We start from the raw sequence: 16,834 nt of genomic DNA, 5'->3' as shown, positions 1-16,834 counted from the left end.
CCTACAGTTTGGTACTCATACGAATGTATGAACGATATACCTTTATCCTAATAAAGCACGGTCCGAATTCATTTTCTCTCCACGAATGCGTTCAAATTCAGCCATTAAATCAGGTATCGTTAATTCATGTTTACGATCTTCTCCAACTTCTAAAATAATTTGACCTTTATCCATCATAATTAGGCGATTCCCTAAATCTAAAGCTTGTTGCATATTATGCGTAACCATCAATGTCGTTAAATGATCTTTCTCTACTAAATACTTTGTAATACGGGTGATCAATTCAGCACGTGATGGATCAAGCGCAGCCGTATGCTCATCTAACAATAATATGGATGGTTTTGTAAAAGTGGCCATTAACAGAGACAACGCTTGACGTTCCCCTCCTGAAAGTAAGCCAACCTTTGCAGAAAGGCGATTTTCTAAATTTAATCCCAGCATCTCTAATGATTCAATAAAGAATTCTCGACGTTTTTTGTCAACGCCTCTTCGCAATCCTCTACTTTTATTGCGGGAATATGCTAGTGCCAAATTCTCTTCAATCGTCATAGCAGGTGCTGTTCCCGCCATTGGATCTTGGAAAACACGACCTATAAATTGCGAGCGCTTATACTCAGGCAAATGAGTAACATTGTTACCATCAATCGAAACCGTGCCGAAATCTGGTGTTAAGGCGCCAGAAATCATATTCATCATCGTTGATTTACCTGCCCCATTACTCCCAATAATAGTAACAAAATCACCAGGCTTTAAATGTAAGTTAATTTCTGCTAGAGCGATCTTTTCATCCGGTGTCCCTTCATTGAATACCTTATTTATACCGTGTAATTTAAGCAAGACCTTTTCCTCCTTGCTCTACTGGTTTGACTTGCGTAAGTTCGGCAGCCCGTTTAGCCTTACGCTTACGTTCCTTACGCTTGTTAATAAATTGAGGCAAGATCAAAGCCAAAATGACGATGATAGCTGTAATTAATTTCATATCTCCTGAATCCAGGAAGTCTACACGTAATGCTAACGCTAAAATAATACGATAAATAATAGCTCCAGCGATGACTGCAAAAGTGGTACGAATAATGGTCTTTGTACCAAAAATAGCTTCCCCGATAATGACAGATGCAAGCCCGATCACAATCATACCAATTCCCATACTTACATCAGCGAACTTCGAATATTGTGCGATTAAAGCTCCAGAAAATGCGACAAGTGCGTTGGAAAGTCCTAGCCCTAAAATAATGAGTGTATCTGTATTGGCTGAGAAGCTGCGAATCATTCGTTTATTATCACCAGTAGCCCGAATAGCAAGCCCAACCTCTGTTTTTAAGAACCAATCTGCCACTAATTTTATTAAAATTGTAATAATTACAATGACAATTAGTACACTCCAAGTACCTGGTACTTGCTGAATCCCCATACCTTTTAATAGGCTGTTGAGAGCATCATCTATCCCTAAATTACTCCAAAACGCTTGAAACTTTGAAAATATCGTTTCAGAGTTCAGTAATGGAATATTTGGACGACCTATCGTATTTTCTGCAGTTAACCCCATGATCCGTAGGTTAATCGAATATAATGCAATCATCATTAAAATCCCTGATAATAGTGGATTTATCTTCCCTTTTGTGTGAAGGATTCCTGTCATACATCCAGCAATAAATCCAGCAACAATTGCCACTAAAGTCGCTAAGATTGGGTGGTAGCCAAGCAAAACCATTGTTGCTGCTGTTGCCGCCCCTGTTACAAAGCTTCCATCAACCGTTAAATCCGGAAAATCTAACACCCGAAATGTTAAATATACACCAAGTGCCATAATTGCATAGATGATTCCTTGCTCCACTGCGCCAAATAATGCTAAAAACATCGTTGAATCATCTCCTAAATCTCTTTATTATTCTACTGCTGGTAAATGAAGATAAAGCGGGGATGGTTCCCCCGCTTCGAGTTATTTTTCTAGAAGTTCTGCACCCCAAGAATCTTTAATTTCAATTCCTAAATCATCTGCAACTTTTTTATTAATTAATAGCTTTAGATTTTGTGGATATTGCGCTGGTGTTTCAGCAGGCGTTGCTTCACCTTTTAAAATTTTCACTGCCATTTGCCCAGCCTCATACCCGATATCGGAATATTCAAAACCATAAGCAGCCAAACCACCTCGCGCCACAGAGTCAAGCTCCCCTACTATTAAAGGCAATTTATTGGCATTCGCCACATCGATGACAGACTCTAAAGCAGAGACTACTGTATTGTCCGTAATAATATAGAATGCATCGACCTTACCAATTAAGGATTCAGTGGCTTGCTTTACCTCTGCAGAAGTTGCTGCAGATGCCTCTTTAACCTCAAGACCTTGCTCAGCCATCACTTTTTTTACTTCTTTCACCTGTGCTACGGAGTTTTGCTCACCAGCGTTGTAGACCATACCAACGTTTTTAGCACCTAGCTCTTTTAAAAATGCCACTGTTTTAGAAATCGTTTCAGGATGTAAATCGATAGTACCTGTAACATTTTTCCCTGGCTTCTCCATTGACTCTATGAGCTGAGCACCTACAGCATCTGTTACAGATGTGAAGATAATTGGAATATCACTTGTTGCTGTTGCCGCTGCCTGTGCAGAAGGTGTAGAGTTAGCAAATATTAAATCTACGTTTGCACTTACTAGATTGTTAGCAATCGTTGTGTTAAGACTATTATCGCCTTGTGCGATTTGTGGATCATACTCAACTTTTAAACCTGCATCTTCAATCGCCTTTTTAAAGCCTTCTGTCGCTGCATTTAACGATGGATGCTCCACAATTTGCGTAATTCCGATTTTATATGTTTTATCATCTGCGTTCCCGCTGTCACTTGCATTATTCGTTTCATTCCCCTTTGATTCTGTTGAACTAGACCCACCACTATCACAAGCAGCAAGTAGTAATACTAATCCAAAGAGTAGGAATGAAAGCTTTTTGACATTGCTCTTCACCATTAATCCCCCCGATTAAGTTCTGGAATATCTATCACACTTTATCCAAACAAAGTGTGAATGTATCGCTATATTATCGTTATTATTGAGCTCCGTCAACAACATTATGAATGTTCTGACTTTTGTATTTCACAAAAAATTTTAGCATTCCCATTAATTTGGCGCTTTAAACCGCTAAACTACGCTATTTTTGTTATTCGATTCCTTTTTAAAAAATAGTAAAAAATATTTATGACAATTTTGCGAATTTAGTCATATAGACAAAAAGTCTGACATTTGACTTCTGCTAGATATGTATAATAAAATATTGACTTGTGTGAAAGCACCGTGGTTCGTAACCATCCCACGAAAAAATTGAGCTAAACTTACTTGCATTGAGTAATTTCATTAAAAATGAAAACCTAGCATTATCAACAGTTAACAACTTTTTGCACAAATTTAAGTTTGATTTAGTTGAGTTTAGTTTCTGTTTTGTTTTACACATTTTTTACACATTTAAAATTTATGACCACTCTATTTAGGGTGGTCATTTTCTTTTCCCTTTTTACTGATTTTTTGTATATAACACTTACTTTGTGAAGAATATATAGAGAAAGGAAGTGAAAAAAATGAAAAACAAAATGAGGAACGAAGATTCGAGTGGAGATCCATTTGCTACTGGAGGACTAGACACTAGGAGAGATCCAACTGATTATACTTCTCCTACCCATGATAGCAGAGACGACGATTCAGTTGACCCTCCAGTTAGTACAACTGGAGGTTTTGGACCTAGTACTGGACCTAATGAATGGGGAACTTACGAAGGCGATATGCCTCCACCAAGAAATGGAGGCGGTAGTACCCCTACTCGCCGTCCACAAGGTGAACGTAGACCAACCCCCAGAAATTAAGAATTATTAACCTTCTCATTAATGACCACTCCGAAAAAGAGTGGTCATTATCTTTTTTATATAGCCTCGCCTACTTGCTTTAAAATTTGTAGGAATAGTGGACTGAGGTTTATCAAAACATATCCTAGCCTGCATTCATAATCATTGACCAAGCTTTTTCAGAATTACCCAGCATAAAAAAGAAACATGCACCAACCATGATGACGCTGGCTATCGGAAAACTAATCGCAACTAATATCTGTACAACTGGATCTAATGCAGTAGCTAATATCTCTAGTGACTTATCAGCAATAATTCCTACAGGCTGCGCTACTGCATTAACAGGTACAACAGAAGGTATTTGCGCTACAACAGGCTCAATTATTGGCTGTGGAATTTGTGCATTTACAGGAAGAAGTGAGGGAGAATAAGATGCTTTGAAATTGTTATACATAAATAACCCAGCTCCAATAGCTGTTATGCTAGGTACTGCACTAGCTATTGCCACATGTTTTAACGTTGCGTACTTTTAGTTCAGTTAACTTCGTTTTCCATAACTCCTTTAAATTACTGAGAATACTTCCTTGCCACTCTAACGCTTTTAGTTCATCAAATGTAACTCGCTTTCTACGATTATTTAAACCGTCTTGTAGGACATTTATTTTAGCTAAGTAATCCTCGAAACAACGACCTAGAGGAATTTTGTATTTATATTCCCATCCCCAATCACACTTTTTCTTTTTTACTAATTGAGTTGTTAATGTGTTTTTTCCATCACGAACATTTAGCCCTGCAAGTGACATAATCCGTTGAACCTTACCACTTTCATTTGCTGCCATACCCTTTTGTTTTGAGTATGCTTTTAAAGCAATCTCACCCATCAAACCAGTAGTAATTATTTCGAAAAGCAATCTCCCATCCTTTCTAAAAATAATGAGTGCCACGGTTCTCTTACATTAGTAAGAGTTGCTCGTATCTGTTATTTTAAAAACATTATTCAAACCGTTGATATTAAAGGATTTTACATGTAACAAATAGAAGTTATAGAGTAGTATTTAAGTAGTTAGTTCGTGTGTTATCGCATCTGTTAGTCAAATATTACGCTAATCGGAAGATAAATATTCCGCTAATCGGAAGTTTTATTTTTGAGGAGTGATTACTTTTGGAAATCGAAGTTAAACTAAAACAGCTTTTGTCTGAAAGAAATATGAAACAAGTTGAACTTTCAAATTTAACAGGACTTACTCAACGTACCATTTCAGAGCTTACAAATAATCAAATTGAACGCTTACCAAAAAGTACATTATGTAAAATTGCAGAAGCATTAGAAATCGAAGATATACGACAATTAATTGATTTTAAAAAATAACTTAAAGAACAGACGACAAATAATGTTGTCTGTTTTTTTGTATACTTTCATTGGATTGTTTCCTAAAATGGTAATATCAAGGGAGGTTTTATGTGTGAAGAAATTATTTTATATAGGAGCTATGTCAGCATTACTACTAGCTGCTTGTGGCGAAGACGAGGCAAAGCCTAAAGAGGAAAAACCTGTTGTTGCTCAAGTAAAAGAAACAGAGGAAAAGAAAGAGCCTGCAACGGTCACAATTGAACAATATGAATCTAATTTTGTTGATGCATTTAACATAGTTAAAGGTGATTCAAATATTGCACTTGGCAAGATGGAAAAATTAGATAACGGAAGATACAGTTTAATTTTAAATTCGGATATTATGCTTTTTGCAGACGTAAATAAAAAGGGCGAAGTAACTACGGTTAATCTGGCTGCTATGTCTAGTGCGGTTGATAATTATAATGTTTTACTAAAATCAGCATTCCAAGCTTTAATAAAAAGCGTAGATGAAAGTATCACAGATACACAACAATTAGTAATATTTGATAAACTCGGCATCACTGGTGATGAAAAGATGTTAGATCATACAGATACTTATAAATTCAATGATATTCTTTTTGCTTATAGAGCAAAAAATGAGGAAGGTACTTTAACTTTCCAAGCAAAACTAAATTAAGGTTTAATGGTCACTCAAATGAGTGGCTTTTTATTTATATAAAAAAACAGGTCTTATTCAAGTACCTGTTCATCACTTATATGGCTCATTAATAATTTTTCTACTTGCGTTTTTAGTGCCATATTTGCATATCGGAGAACCACATCATTTCCTGCTGTAGCTATATGCACGTCACTAAAATACTCGTCTATCTTTTCTACTTTTACTAATCTTATTTTGTCTTTTGCCAATAACCTTTTTGAATTGTAGTAATCATGGGTTATGTCTTTTAATAACTTATCAAGGATTGATAAATAAACTTTACTCATTTTCAAATTTTCAATTACAAGGAAATCACGTTGTAATGATTGAATTGCCATTTCTAGAATTAAATATTTATGAAATAGCCGCCTTTGTTCAGGTTTCAGCATACAACTTCATCCCCTCGATAAGAACATTTGTTTGTATTATTTTAGAACATTTGTTTGTATTTTGACAAGTATTAATTTGTGGAAATAAAAAAAGCCTAGGCACTTAATAGTACCTAGGCTTAGTCTTAGTTATTACAGTATTTATCATAGTACCGTTTGAGCATTGTAGCCATCTGTTGTCTTGTTAATGCCCCTGTCGGATTCATATTTTTGCCATCGCCTTTTATAATCCCTTCTCTAATTGCCCAATCCCATGCATCTTTATGAGTAGCAGCTACATTTGAATCAGATTGTAGATCAACCTTTCCCTCAACTAATTTTCGTAAATTCTCCATCTCTTTTTTCAATTCCTTATATTGATCCATTGTTAATCCCTCCTCGTTTGCATTAACTACATTGGTAAACCAAGACAACGGCTTATTACTGTTTAGTATGTTTAAATCTACATTCCCTTTAATACCTTGAACACTTCCTTTGTCTGTGAATTGCCATAAGTCACAAGGGAAATCAGGTTTCTTTCCTAGTGCGCTTGTACCGCTATAACGTGGAATCCATAAAAAATCATAATTTTTCACCGTGTCCATCTTGTAAGGCTTGTAAAAATGGTGTCCTGTATATAAACCAACTTTAACGCCTTTTATTTTCAAATAATCAATGAACGCTTGTGTTCCTTTCACTATATTTTGTATACTCGCACCGAAACTTTCTTCAACATCTACAACATAAAACAACGGCTTGTACCCTTGCGCTCTGTTGTAGAAATCTTTTGCTTGCGTCAATGCCTCTGTTTCATTTCGGAAAGTTACATAAATGTATACTCCAAACGGCACTTTATACTTTTTACATTCTTCAATATTCCTTATATATTTACGGTCAATTGTATTTGTCCCATACTGAGTGCGGATAATAGCCAAGTCAACCTCTTTGCTTGCTTTAGACCAATCAATATCACCTTGGTGGTGCGAAACGTCTATAATCTTACTCATTTAGTGTCATCCTTTCTAGGATCATCATTATCATTTTGTAATTGCTTGAACGCATTTGCTAAAAACTTAGGAACTTTAATACCCAGCTTTCCTAGGTTCTCAATCATGCTTATTCCTTCCATCCCAATTAGAAAGAGGATCATTGCATTACGCATTAAATTTCCACTCTCTGTTGCTGAGTCAAGTTGTACTGCTGCAATGACCATCAACCCCATTGCTGTCTTTTTGAGTAATCCTACAAACATCTTTTTGCTATCAGTGTTTTTAACAACTAAACTGACCATAAAACCTAATGAATAGTCGATAACCATAAATATAACCAACGCTTTAACCAAATGGTCAATACCACCCATTAAGTAAGCTATCCACGCCATTGATCCGCCAATAAATGACGTATATAAAGTATCTGTTTTCATATAACACTTCCTTTTTTCATAATAAAAGCCCTCCACAATTATCTGCGGAAGGCATGTTTGGCATAAAAAATAACGCTAGGCTTATGCCTGCGTTTTCTGTGCGTCCATATCAGTGAATAGTTGTGTGTATTCATCATCTTTCAATTGATTATTAGCATAAAAGACATTCACCTTATTCACCATTGCGTCATACTCATATCGCTTACGGTCAATTAAATATTTACATAATTCATATACTGACATTTTATATTCCTCCTAATCCTAGTTCTGCTCTTGAAACCAAATACTCAGTGTTAAGTAAAATTTGTGCTTGTATTTCCCCTACGGATAATTCAGGTGGCTTGGTTTCTGTTGGTTGTTCTATAGGTGGTTCAATATCAGGCGGTTCAGTTCCCTCTGGATATGGCTTGTAATATAGTTCACCATTATCGTCCATCATCAGAATACCTTCGCCTTGTGGTAGCTCTGGGAACTCTTTAATATCTTTTAATAGAGACTGTGGAATCCCTTCCTTTACATAAAATACAACGCATGTCTTATCCTCGTTAACATAAATCCACACCATAATTATGCCTCCATCCATGATTCTATAACGTTTGTCAATTGCAATTTCATCATTTGTTGTTCATCTTTTTTAAGATATAACTCACCCTTACTGAATATAGCATCACCACTTAATCTGAATGCTCTAAGTGGACTTGCCCAACTAGAATTAGTTGGTGGTTGGAAGCGTGTTGGCACTTTTATAGTATTTACAGCATACGTACCATCACCTCTTAGATCAAATCTGTACATGTTCTCATACGAATTACCATTAAGCATAATTCGCCCAACACCATCATTAGTGGACTGAGTATATAGGGTGGATAAATCGTCATAATCGTAAATCGGATAAGGACCGAAGCTGCCAACGAATAACTGTTGATACTCTCTCATTAGATCAAGTCGCATAACCATTAAAGTACCGTTTACTCCCCACTGCACTATCATAAAATTAATATCCATCTTTTTATAAATCTTCGAGAAGGACGCATCCCCATTAGGAGCCGCGGTTGTGTTAGTATATTGACTCACTACTGTAAGCGCTTTGGTACTTTTATTGTATGATAATTTTCTCATTGTCCAAGATGATGTATGAGCGACATAAATGTCATATATATACTCTCCATCTGTGAATACGCCCCTTCCTCGAAAATCTCCTGGGAAGCCTGATTGAGTATTACCAGTATATCCTGTTGGAACCCCCGACGCATCATATATTATTTCATATGCCGCAGTAAATCTCCACGCAGTTTGGGTGGTGAAGAATACACCATTTAAGCACGGTATTTGATAGCCCGAAGTTAGCAATGAGTCCAAAGCCCAACTCGTGTACGAACCAGTACCAGTTATACTTTTAATAAATTGACATGTATTTTTATCAAATACTGCAAGTGCTGTAAAGTTATTATTGTCACGACATCTAATGTATACATATTTATCATCGACAAGATAATTATCACCTTGTGTCGTTACTAATTTGACATCATTAAAGTTTGGCAAGTATACACAATTGATTATTTTATGTGTTGTTAAGTCATAGAAAGCGATGTACGGACCGTTCATACTCATAAATATACTGCCGTTTATCTGATGTTTAATAGCACTCAGTATACTGAGATATTGCGCTACTGATGGATATTTGGTAACATACTCAGCGTTTAAATCTTCATAGAAGTTAGCAGGTTGACCATTTCCAACAGCCGTTGCAAATACAAATGAGTCCTCCATCTTAGCTTTATACATTTTACCGTTTGATCCAGCGATCTTACCACCAGTGTTAATGATGTTTGTTTGCATGTTCTGAACTTGCTCATATGTCGGAAGGTTAATAACATTTCCTGTGGATTGTCCCTTTTCCGAATATACAAAAGCAGCTGCCTTTAATTCCGGATTCCGTTGCAAACCGTATTTATAGACTTTATTAGCCTCTGTATCAAAGTATTCATGTGGCATAGAAGCTGTTAAATGATTGTCAATTTGCAGTTGTAAATTACCAGCAGCGTTTGAGTCTAAAATATCTTTAATAGTTGCGAACCAAGTGTCAAATTCATTTTTACGACCATTTAGCCACGTATAATAAAGCTGTTCTTCTGCTTGTCGCCACGCTTCAAAACCTTTCTCCTGTGCGTCTATCCAATTTTCCAATGCTGTAGTAACATCTGTTTGCCACGTTAAAAACTCTTGTGCTTTTGTAACAGAATAATCATTAAACCATTGCTGATATTGATTAAATATTGTAGTGGTATCAACTTGATTTACAACACCATGCATAAGACCACACAGGTTGTTATTTAAACGAGTATCTGTAATAGCAGCTTGATTGATAGTTAATGCTCCTTTAGCTATATATACATCCGCTAGGGCTAATTCATAGGCGTCTGCATCTCGTTTTAGTGTAGGAGCTATAGGCGAAGCTGATAGAGCGCCTTTTTTTACTTCTACACTCATTTTACGTTGGACAAAATCTAATCTTATAACAATGCGATCAATTCGATTGAGTGTTGTGTCCCCAACAGAAAGTGGCAAAGTGTAATTATCATCATTGATTAAATAATATCCATTAACCCATGCTTTTCCTGCTCGAACAGTTACACTCATTGAGTCTCCATTTGCATAAATTTGGAGGCAATCAGATGGCTTTACAAAAATACCGTTGCCAATAAACGTTGCAAAATACTGTGCGAAATCCTCCGCTTTATATCGTCTATCCCCATTAATAGAGTTAAACATCCCAAATCTAATCATTTATTTCACCATCCTTTTTATTGCTTGCGGTAGAGTCGGAACAGACTTACCTACTGATACATATATTGATTTTCCATCTTCCTGAAAAACTTCGTCTGCCTGCATCACACGACTATTCATTAAAATTCCTAATTCATCATCTTTAATTGTAATTAAATCACCTAAGAAGAAATCCTCATTGAATTTTGTGTTCTCTTTGGTCACGTCCAACTCACAATCAAAGCCAATGAACTCCGTATATTCTGCTTTTTTTTCTTCGCCCTTCGCCACTAGAAGGGCATTATACTCTCCTGTAGGAATCGGCACTTGCTCTCCACCAGCATCCCTTGTATCCGAAATTTCCCTTGCATCAATAAAAATTTCTCGTCTATTAAGACCTATAAAGGAACTCCCTATTGTAGCCATTTTACGTGCTGTTCCATCTCCTGCACCGCCAATTAAAGCTGTTGTTTTTAAATCATTGTCAGCATCCTCATACGTTCTTTTAAGCAAGTTACTCCGATTTTTAGATAAGATAATTCGAGGATTTGTACTTTGATTTATTGTCCTGTCTACCCCTTCATAGAAATCATATTCGAGCTTACGACCATCAAATAAAGAACGCATTCCAATTTCATGAGTAGTACATAGATTTTCACATACTTCATACACCTGTTTATATGAAATTTGCTGTTGAATAGCTTTACCAATATTTTTTATTACTGCTAATTGTACTTGTGGAATTTTACGAGCAGGATCAGTTGGACTTATCATGCTTTCAATAATACTTTGCCTCATTATTTTCTCGGGTGTATCATTAAAATCGTATTGTTTCCACAGGATACGTCTGTCTGTCCAACGTGTCAGAGAAAAGCATTTGATTACTAGTTGATCCACTCCACTACTATCATCGAATTGACGATAATAAATAAACATAGCTTCGTTATCATCTTGTCGATGAATGATATTCCCTTTTTTCAATATCTCAATGTTTTTCATTGTTACATCAACATGTAACTCAGCTTCGGCAAATGGACCATATTTTTTCCTCCACAACAGATAAGAAAACTTGCCAATGTACCCAAGCTTTTGGAAATTCTCGTTGTATACAAATAGCATGACTACACCCCCACGAATTGAGGTACGAAGTAGATATTCACCTCTAAATTAGTTACAAATTCTGCTGCATCATAACGAATCAAATTATCTCCAACATCAACACTCAATTGAATATCGGAGTCGTAGGAAAGGTAATTAAAATAATTTATCTCTAATCCATTCCGTTCTAAAATGACATACTCATTACCCTTTCTTGTATTGACTGTTACAACATCTCCACCTTGTAAAGTACCTTCGATTTTGACAATCCTACCTGTATCAACTACCTCGATGTAAGGGTCGACTACACTTCCTATCGCTTTAAACTGGATACGCAAAGGAGAAGCAGTGTCACTATCATTAAAGATATTGACCACATTATTCGGCTCACGATAACCCATTTCAATACCGTCTCCATCCGCATCTATTTCAAGCTCAAATTCAAATGCTGCTACCCACATTGCAATTTCATACTTCTGTTCTTCTGTATACCACCAAGGATTTGGGCATAGAAAAGAAATCATGAATTCAGGAATGTCGTGCCTACTGACTACAGGCGTCTTCTCAACTTTGCAATCAATATAACGAACAATATCTCCATTGGTATATTTCAGCGTAAATTGATGTTTTGGATTAAAGAAACGAATGATCTTTGGTCTGTTAATTTCTTTATCCAATCGAATACGACCCTCGATAACAATATTTCTTTCCCTCACACTTGAACCTTTTACATTTGTACCATCTTCGTTGTAATTCTTTACATTGTAAAATTCATTTTCTAATGCCTCTAATCCCTCAGCAGCATCCAAATAAAAAGGGCTAGACACTGAAATTTCAAATGTCTGCCCTCGATGATTATCGAATATTAACTTCTCGCTTCTTTGAAAAGATTCAATCATGTGCTAGCCTCCTTTTAAAACTGCAATCCCATTTCTTTTAAAGCATTTTTAGCAAGTCTAGCTGTTTCGTATGGATCAAGTGGTTTCGGACTTGTAAAGGTCATGTGGTAATGATTTTCTGTTGTGGTCGTGGTTGTTGTGGAAGGTGCTGCTATTTGCTCCAAATCTGCTTTATTTGAAACTGACTTTTCAGCACTACTTGCTAATGATCCATACACACTATTCATAGCACGTTGTAACCTACCACTTGATTTTTCCATACCCTTTATCAAGCCTTCATTGATATTAACACCAAAGCCCATCGTTACCCTTGAAGGAGAATGTATTTCTAATGCAGCAGCAATTGTTTTAGCAATGTTATCAGCGATTTCTCTTGCCTTTGCATATAAAGCTTCTGCTGTAGATGACAGACCTTCTAAAAGCCCATTTCCTGCATCTACACCTATTTGTTTTAAGGAAGAAAGCTCTGACTTAGTACCTTGAGTAACAGCTTTTATTTTAGTTTGCCATTCTAAATTTAATTTCGAAAGTTCGTCATTAGCTACTTTTCTCATTTCATCAATTTTTGTTTGAGTATCAGTTTTCATTCCCAATAACTCTTTTTCGGCTTGTTCTCTAGCAAGCTGAGATTTTTCTTGATAAAGTGTACTATATTGTGTTAGCTGTTCATCCGTTAATTGATTTAATGCTACAAGTTCAGGTAGTGCTTTAACACCTAAAGATGACAGTTCCTCCATCAATTCTTTATCCACACCACGGCTTGAAAGCTTTTCAAATTCAGTCTGCCATTGTTTGAATCCATCTACCTGTGCTTGTAAATTAGTCATTAATTCAAGCCCTGTTCGATTCAATTCAATTTTAAATTCATCAAACGTACCAGCAAAGGATTTCAAAGCCTGTTCCCGACTTTTCAAAGCATCATTATATTTTCTTGTTTCCTCTTCTTCTTGTTTAATAAGATTTTCGCTAATCGTTTTCATTTTTGATTGATACTCTGAATTAATTGAGACAATTTGTTTGTTAATATCTTCAACAGCTTTTTGATATTCCTTTTGAGCTGTAATACGTTCTCTTGAACCTTCTGCAAAGAGTTCAATTGATTGCTCCCAAATTGCTGCTTCTTGTACTAATGATAATTCATCTAATGACTTTTTATCAGCAATGTAATTTTTAATTACTTCTAAATATTCTTTTTCTGATTTCTCTACTAAAGCTTTATATTTTTTCTGAAATTCAATTTCTGATTTCATTTTCGAATCTTTGTAAGAAGCCTCTAGTAAAGCTATTTCTTGAAGTTCTTGTTTAGTTAATTTTCGTTTCTTTTTAGCAGCGTTATTTTGGATTTTGTAAATTTTATCTAACGCCTTATCATTCTTGTCCTCATTTTTCTGGTTGAAGTCATCTAATAAATTCGTGTATTCCTCTTGATAAGCCTTTGATACAGCAAGGATACCGTCACCAATGTTCTCCATAGCTTGATTAACTTTAGGACTCGATTCATCCAAACCGATGACCATACCTTCGCCTGTCCACAATCCGATTTGTTTGAATACCCTTGAAGGTGAATGAATGCCAAGTAATTTTTTAGCTGTATTGACCACACCATCCACAACACCAGTTATTGATTCGATTGCATTGGCTGTCATGGCAGAAATACCTTTGATAAGACCGTTAATTATATCTTTACCGATGGAAGTGAATTCTTCTGGTAATGACTTAACTTTATTAATAAGTCCATCCTTAATTTCATTCATTTTATTTAGGACATTATTTTTCATATTAGAAATGATGTTAACGAAGTTCGTTCCCAAATTCTTCACAAAATTAATGACCGAACTTACCATGTTGGAGATAGTATTAATTGAATTAGTAACCATGTTTTTAAAGAAGTTCAGTACAGCAGAAGAAAAATTCGATACTGTGGTTGAAGCTTTAGTTCCCATCGAAGTAAAGAAGCTAACAATATTGTCCCACATGCCTTTTAATAGGTTTACACCTGTTTTAGCAAGATTAGTTACGATTGTTTTTATGCCACCAAAAAATGATAGAGTCATCCAGCCTACAATTAAATCAATTGCTCCACTAAATATCTGTTTAACGCCTTCCCACATTTTTGAGAAGTCACCTGTGAATAAACCTGTGAATACTTTAATTGCCCCCATAATGACGTTTAAAGCACCATCTATTACCTGTTTAATTGCATTCCACACTGTTTCAATAATGAACTTCACGACTGGCATCACAAACTCAATAACAGCTTTTATTCCATTAAAGACATTTTGCACAGCCTGCAAAATTTGACTACCGTTTTCATCCCAAAATTGCTTTATTTGAGCAACTTTTTCTCCAATAAAAGAAGCCACTGTTTCAAATACAGTGACTGCAACATCCCTTATTGCCTGAAAGACATTATTCACATTTTCTCTGAATGTCTCAGAATTTTGATATGCAGCCACAAGTGCGACACCTAAACCTACGATTGCTGCTACCACTAGACCAATTGGAGAAGCAATAGCACCAATTATTGCAGCTAAAGCAGGGATTGCGGTGACTAGTCCTCCAACTGCTGGCATTAATGCAACAAATACTCCTACTAAAATGCCAATTACCGAAACAATTGCTACTATTGCAGCACTCAATGCAGCATTATTTGATACCCATTCTGCTATTTTAGCAATGAAGTTTGCAACAACCTCTAAAGCTGGTCTTAATGCTTCCTGAATTTTATTTCCTGCATCACTAATCTTCACTAATGGATCAGCATTTGTTTTATTAATGGCATCATTCAACAAGTTTTGATTTTCAATAGTTTTATCTTGAGCTGTATCCACACCATTAAAAACAGCTAACATATTAGCGCCTTGATCTTCCCACTTTGTTTTAAATATTTCTGTAGCTAGAGCATTTCTCAAAGAACTGTCTTCAACGCCATCTAACCAAGTGACCATTTCGGACATGGCTTTCGAACCTTCTTTGCCTCCATCTGCAACTGCTTTACCCCACTCTTGCATTTTACTCACAGATACATCTGTACCAGCTAATAAATCTGCTAAGGCTTTTGGAACTTCGTCTCCAAATGATGCCATATTTATACGTGCTTCTTTTACTCCATCATTAAGATTATCTATATTCCAAGTTTTCGTATCAATTCCTGCTTCAAATATCGCCTGTACCTCTTGAGCTGAAAATCCTGCATCCGCCATTTGTTGTCCGTATTCGGCTATTGTGTCAATTTGTTCAGGAGGGAATCCAGCTTTTAGCAGAGAATTCGTTAGTGCCAAAGCCTCTTCGTTACTTATAAATAATGCTGCACCAATTTCATTAACTTCCTGAACTAATTCAATTAAATCAACGCCATTGTATGCATTCGCAACTACCCCTGCACCTTTCGCTATAGCTGCATTAGCCTCGTCCGATGCATCTTTATTTAAAGCCCACTGTCTTCTAACTGCTTCAAGAGCTTCTTCGCCATCTAACCCATATGCCTCTAATGTTTTAACTGCTTCTCTTACAGAAGCTACACTTTCCTCAGGGACATCAAAAGAAATACCAATTTTAGTATTGAAACTCGATACGTCTAACGCTTTTTCTAAAACTCCTGCAATTCCACCACCAGCAGCCAATCCAGCTACAACACCAGCCAAATCCTGTCCAAATCCATTAACTGCATCACCAGCTTGATTTGCTTCCTCAGTAATCCTTGCAAAATCTTGTCTGACTTGATTTAGATTTGCCCCATTACCAGCATTTCGAAGCGCTTCACGCATTTGGTCTATATCTGCACTTGCTCCTAGCGCATGGCGACCCATCATTTGTAATGCACGATTCATTTGATCCGCTGTTGCTGAACCATCACGAATCGCACTAGTTAAACGTGATCCTAATACATCAGCAAAATGATTTACATCAGTACTTGTAGCTGCAAAGAACGTTTGTAATTCATTAGTGTTTCGTGCTAGTCTATCTTGTTCTGCTGCTGTATCAGCCATTTGACTGTTGAATCTGCTTAACTGAGCTTCTGTTGTTGCTAACTCCCTCTGAAAAGCTCTGTATTGCTCTGCCCCTATTTCACCACGTTGAAATTGAGCTTCAACCTGTGATTGAGCCGTTTTTAGAACATCTAACTTTTCGCTTGTCCGTTGAATTTGTTCAGCCAAGAGTTGTTGTTTTTGTGCAATTAATTCGGTATTGCTAGGATCTAATTTTAAAGCACGCTCCACTTCTTTTAACTCACTACTAACCTTATTGCTTTCTTTATTAACATCTTTTAAAGCATCTGTTAGACCTCTTGTATCGCCACCAATTTCAATTGTAATTCCTTGTATTCGACCACTAGCCATTCATTTCACCTACCTCCTATCTTGGAACAAATAAAAACACCTGCCCAAAAAGGCAAGT

General features: G+C 36.3%; 17 protein-coding genes. 3 read left to right on the top strand and 14 right to left on the bottom strand.

The annotated features are described in order from the left end of the window. Positions 1–42 precede the first annotated feature (42 nt). The 3 genes from MKY88_RS02590 to MKY88_RS02580 all read right to left on the bottom strand — a co-directional run bounded on the left by MKY88_RS02590 (position 43) and on the right by MKY88_RS02580 (position 2,962). A complete protein-coding gene (locus MKY88_RS02590; RefSeq protein ID WP_069479942.1) occupies positions 43–837 on the bottom strand; it encodes an ABC transporter ATP-binding protein in 795 nt (264 codons plus the stop codon). Next, complete coding sequence (locus MKY88_RS02585) at positions 830–1,858, bottom strand: ABC transporter permease (protein WP_069479941.1); 1,029 nt, start codon at positions 1,856–1,858, stop codon at positions 830–832. The genes MKY88_RS02590 and MKY88_RS02585 overlap by 8 nt, the downstream gene beginning before the upstream one ends. Positions 1,859–1,939: 81 nt before the next feature. Continuing rightward, positions 1,940–2,962: an ABC transporter substrate-binding protein gene (locus MKY88_RS02580; protein WP_193830854.1), complete on the bottom strand. Its 1,023-nt coding sequence runs from the start codon at positions 2,960–2,962 to the stop codon at positions 1,940–1,942. A 608-nt stretch (positions 2,963–3,570) separates the two neighbouring features. Here MKY88_RS02580 and MKY88_RS02575 point away from each other — a divergent pair. After that, on the top strand, positions 3,571–3,852 hold the full coding sequence (locus MKY88_RS02575) for a hypothetical protein (protein WP_340812959.1): 282 nt from the start codon (positions 3,571–3,573) through the stop codon (positions 3,850–3,852). 124 nt (positions 3,853–3,976) lie between these two features. Here MKY88_RS02575 and MKY88_RS02570 read toward each other — a convergent pair whose 3' ends face one another. Both MKY88_RS02570 and MKY88_RS02565 read right to left on the bottom strand, forming a co-directional pair. Beyond that, a complete protein-coding gene (locus MKY88_RS02570; protein WP_340812958.1) occupies positions 3,977–4,285 on the bottom strand; it encodes a hypothetical protein in 309 nt (102 codons plus the stop codon). Between the two features lie 40 nt (positions 4,286–4,325). Beyond that, positions 4,326–4,742, bottom strand: a complete 417-nt coding sequence (locus tag MKY88_RS02565; protein ID WP_340812957.1) for a hypothetical protein — start codon at positions 4,740–4,742, stop codon at positions 4,326–4,328. Between the two features lie 251 nt (positions 4,743–4,993). Between MKY88_RS02565 and MKY88_RS02560 the strand changes: the two genes are divergently transcribed. Continuing rightward, complete coding sequence (locus tag MKY88_RS02560; protein WP_340812956.1) at positions 4,994–5,200, top strand: helix-turn-helix domain-containing protein; 207 nt, start codon at positions 4,994–4,996, stop codon at positions 5,198–5,200. A 94-nt stretch (positions 5,201–5,294) separates the two neighbouring features. Further along, the gene (locus MKY88_RS02555) at positions 5,295–5,861 is read left to right on the top strand and encodes a hypothetical protein (RefSeq protein ID WP_340812955.1); all 567 of its coding nucleotides are present in this window, start codon (positions 5,295–5,297) and stop codon (positions 5,859–5,861) included. Positions 5,862–5,914: 53 nt separating this feature from the next. On the opposite strand, the gene MKY88_RS02550 is transcribed toward MKY88_RS02555, so the two are convergent. The 9 genes from MKY88_RS02550 to MKY88_RS02510 form a co-directional block, all read right to left on the bottom strand. Further along, on the bottom strand, positions 5,915–6,271 hold the full coding sequence (locus MKY88_RS02550; RefSeq protein ID WP_340812954.1) for an aconitate hydratase: 357 nt from the start codon (positions 6,269–6,271) through the stop codon (positions 5,915–5,917). 125 nt (positions 6,272–6,396) lie between these two features. Further along, the gene (locus MKY88_RS02545; RefSeq protein ID WP_340812953.1) at positions 6,397–7,257 is read right to left on the bottom strand and encodes a GH25 family lysozyme; all 861 of its coding nucleotides are present in this window, start codon (positions 7,255–7,257) and stop codon (positions 6,397–6,399) included. Further along, complete coding sequence (locus MKY88_RS02540) at positions 7,254–7,673, bottom strand: phage holin family protein (protein ID WP_340812952.1); 420 nt, start codon at positions 7,671–7,673, stop codon at positions 7,254–7,256. The genes MKY88_RS02545 and MKY88_RS02540 overlap by 4 nt, the downstream gene beginning before the upstream one ends. Before the next feature lie 81 nt (positions 7,674–7,754). After that, positions 7,755–7,916 (bottom strand): hypothetical protein, encoded by a 162-nt coding sequence (locus MKY88_RS02535; RefSeq protein ID WP_340812951.1) that lies wholly within the window; start codon positions 7,914–7,916, stop codon positions 7,755–7,757. 1 nt (position 7,917) lies between these two features. Beyond that, a complete protein-coding gene (locus MKY88_RS02530; protein WP_340812950.1) occupies positions 7,918–8,238 on the bottom strand; it encodes a hypothetical protein in 321 nt (106 codons plus the stop codon). Positions 8,239–8,240: 2 nt separating this feature from the next. Then, entirely contained in the window at positions 8,241–10,460 is a 2,220-nt protein-coding gene (locus MKY88_RS02525) for a hypothetical protein (RefSeq protein WP_340812949.1), read from the bottom strand. Beyond that, positions 10,461–11,558, bottom strand: coding sequence for a siphovirus ReqiPepy6 Gp37-like family protein (locus MKY88_RS02520; RefSeq protein WP_340812948.1), 1,098 nt, complete (start codon positions 11,556–11,558; stop codon positions 10,461–10,463). Positions 11,559–11,560: 2 nt separating this feature from the next. Further along, on the bottom strand, positions 11,561–12,436 hold the full coding sequence (locus MKY88_RS02515; protein WP_340812947.1) for a phage tail domain-containing protein: 876 nt from the start codon (positions 12,434–12,436) through the stop codon (positions 11,561–11,563). Between the two features lie 14 nt (positions 12,437–12,450). After that, positions 12,451–16,776 carry a hypothetical protein gene (locus MKY88_RS02510; RefSeq protein WP_340812946.1) on the bottom strand — a complete coding sequence of 1,442 codons (4,326 nt, stop codon included), beginning with the start codon at positions 16,774–16,776 and terminating at the stop codon, positions 12,451–12,453. Between the last annotated feature and the right edge of the window lie 58 nt (positions 16,777–16,834).

The sequence above is a fragment of the Lysinibacillus sp. FSL R7-0073 genome, from assembly GCF_038009065.1.
GTDB lineage: Bacteria > Bacillota > Bacilli > Bacillales_A > Planococcaceae > Lysinibacillus > Lysinibacillus fusiformis.
The sequence above is the reverse complement of the archived record's forward strand: the minus strand, read 5'-3'. Positions and strand labels throughout refer to the sequence as shown.

What these genes read in the sequence shown, in the direction of transcription:
- MKY88_RS02585 (WP_069479941.1), bottom strand. Translation starts at nt 1,858, where the DNA reads ATGTTTTTAGCATTATTTGGCGCAGTGGAGCAAGGAATCATCTATGCA.
- MKY88_RS02575 (WP_340812959.1), top strand. Translation starts at nt 3,571, where the DNA reads ATGAAAAACAAAATGAGGAACGAAGATTCGAGTGGAGATCCATTTGCT.
- MKY88_RS02570 (WP_340812958.1), bottom strand. Translation starts at nt 4,285, where the DNA reads ATGTATAACAATTTCAAAGCATCTTATTCTCCCTCACTTCTTCCTGTA.
- MKY88_RS02550 (WP_340812954.1), bottom strand. Translation starts at nt 6,271, where the DNA reads ATGCTGAAACCTGAACAAAGGCGGCTATTTCATAAATATTTAATTCTA.
- MKY88_RS02545 (WP_340812953.1), bottom strand. Translation starts at nt 7,257, where the DNA reads ATGAGTAAGATTATAGACGTTTCGCACCACCAAGGTGATATTGATTGG.
- MKY88_RS02540 (WP_340812952.1), bottom strand. Translation starts at nt 7,673, where the DNA reads ATGAAAACAGATACTTTATATACGTCATTTATTGGCGGATCAATGGCG.
- MKY88_RS02535 (WP_340812951.1), bottom strand. Translation starts at nt 7,916, where the DNA reads ATGTCAGTATATGAATTATGTAAATATTTAATTGACCGTAAGCGATAT.
- MKY88_RS02530 (WP_340812950.1), bottom strand. Translation starts at nt 8,238, where the DNA reads ATGGTGTGGATTTATGTTAACGAGGATAAGACATGCGTTGTATTTTAT.
- MKY88_RS02525 (WP_340812949.1), bottom strand. Translation starts at nt 10,460, where the DNA reads ATGATTAGATTTGGGATGTTTAACTCTATTAATGGGGATAGACGATAT.
- MKY88_RS02520 (WP_340812948.1), bottom strand. Translation starts at nt 11,558, where the DNA reads ATGCTATTTGTATACAACGAGAATTTCCAAAAGCTTGGGTACATTGGC.
- MKY88_RS02515 (WP_340812947.1), bottom strand. Translation starts at nt 12,436, where the DNA reads ATGATTGAATCTTTTCAAAGAAGCGAGAAGTTAATATTCGATAATCAT.
- MKY88_RS02510 (WP_340812946.1), bottom strand. Translation starts at nt 16,776, where the DNA reads ATGGCTAGTGGTCGAATACAAGGAATTACAATTGAAATTGGTGGCGAT.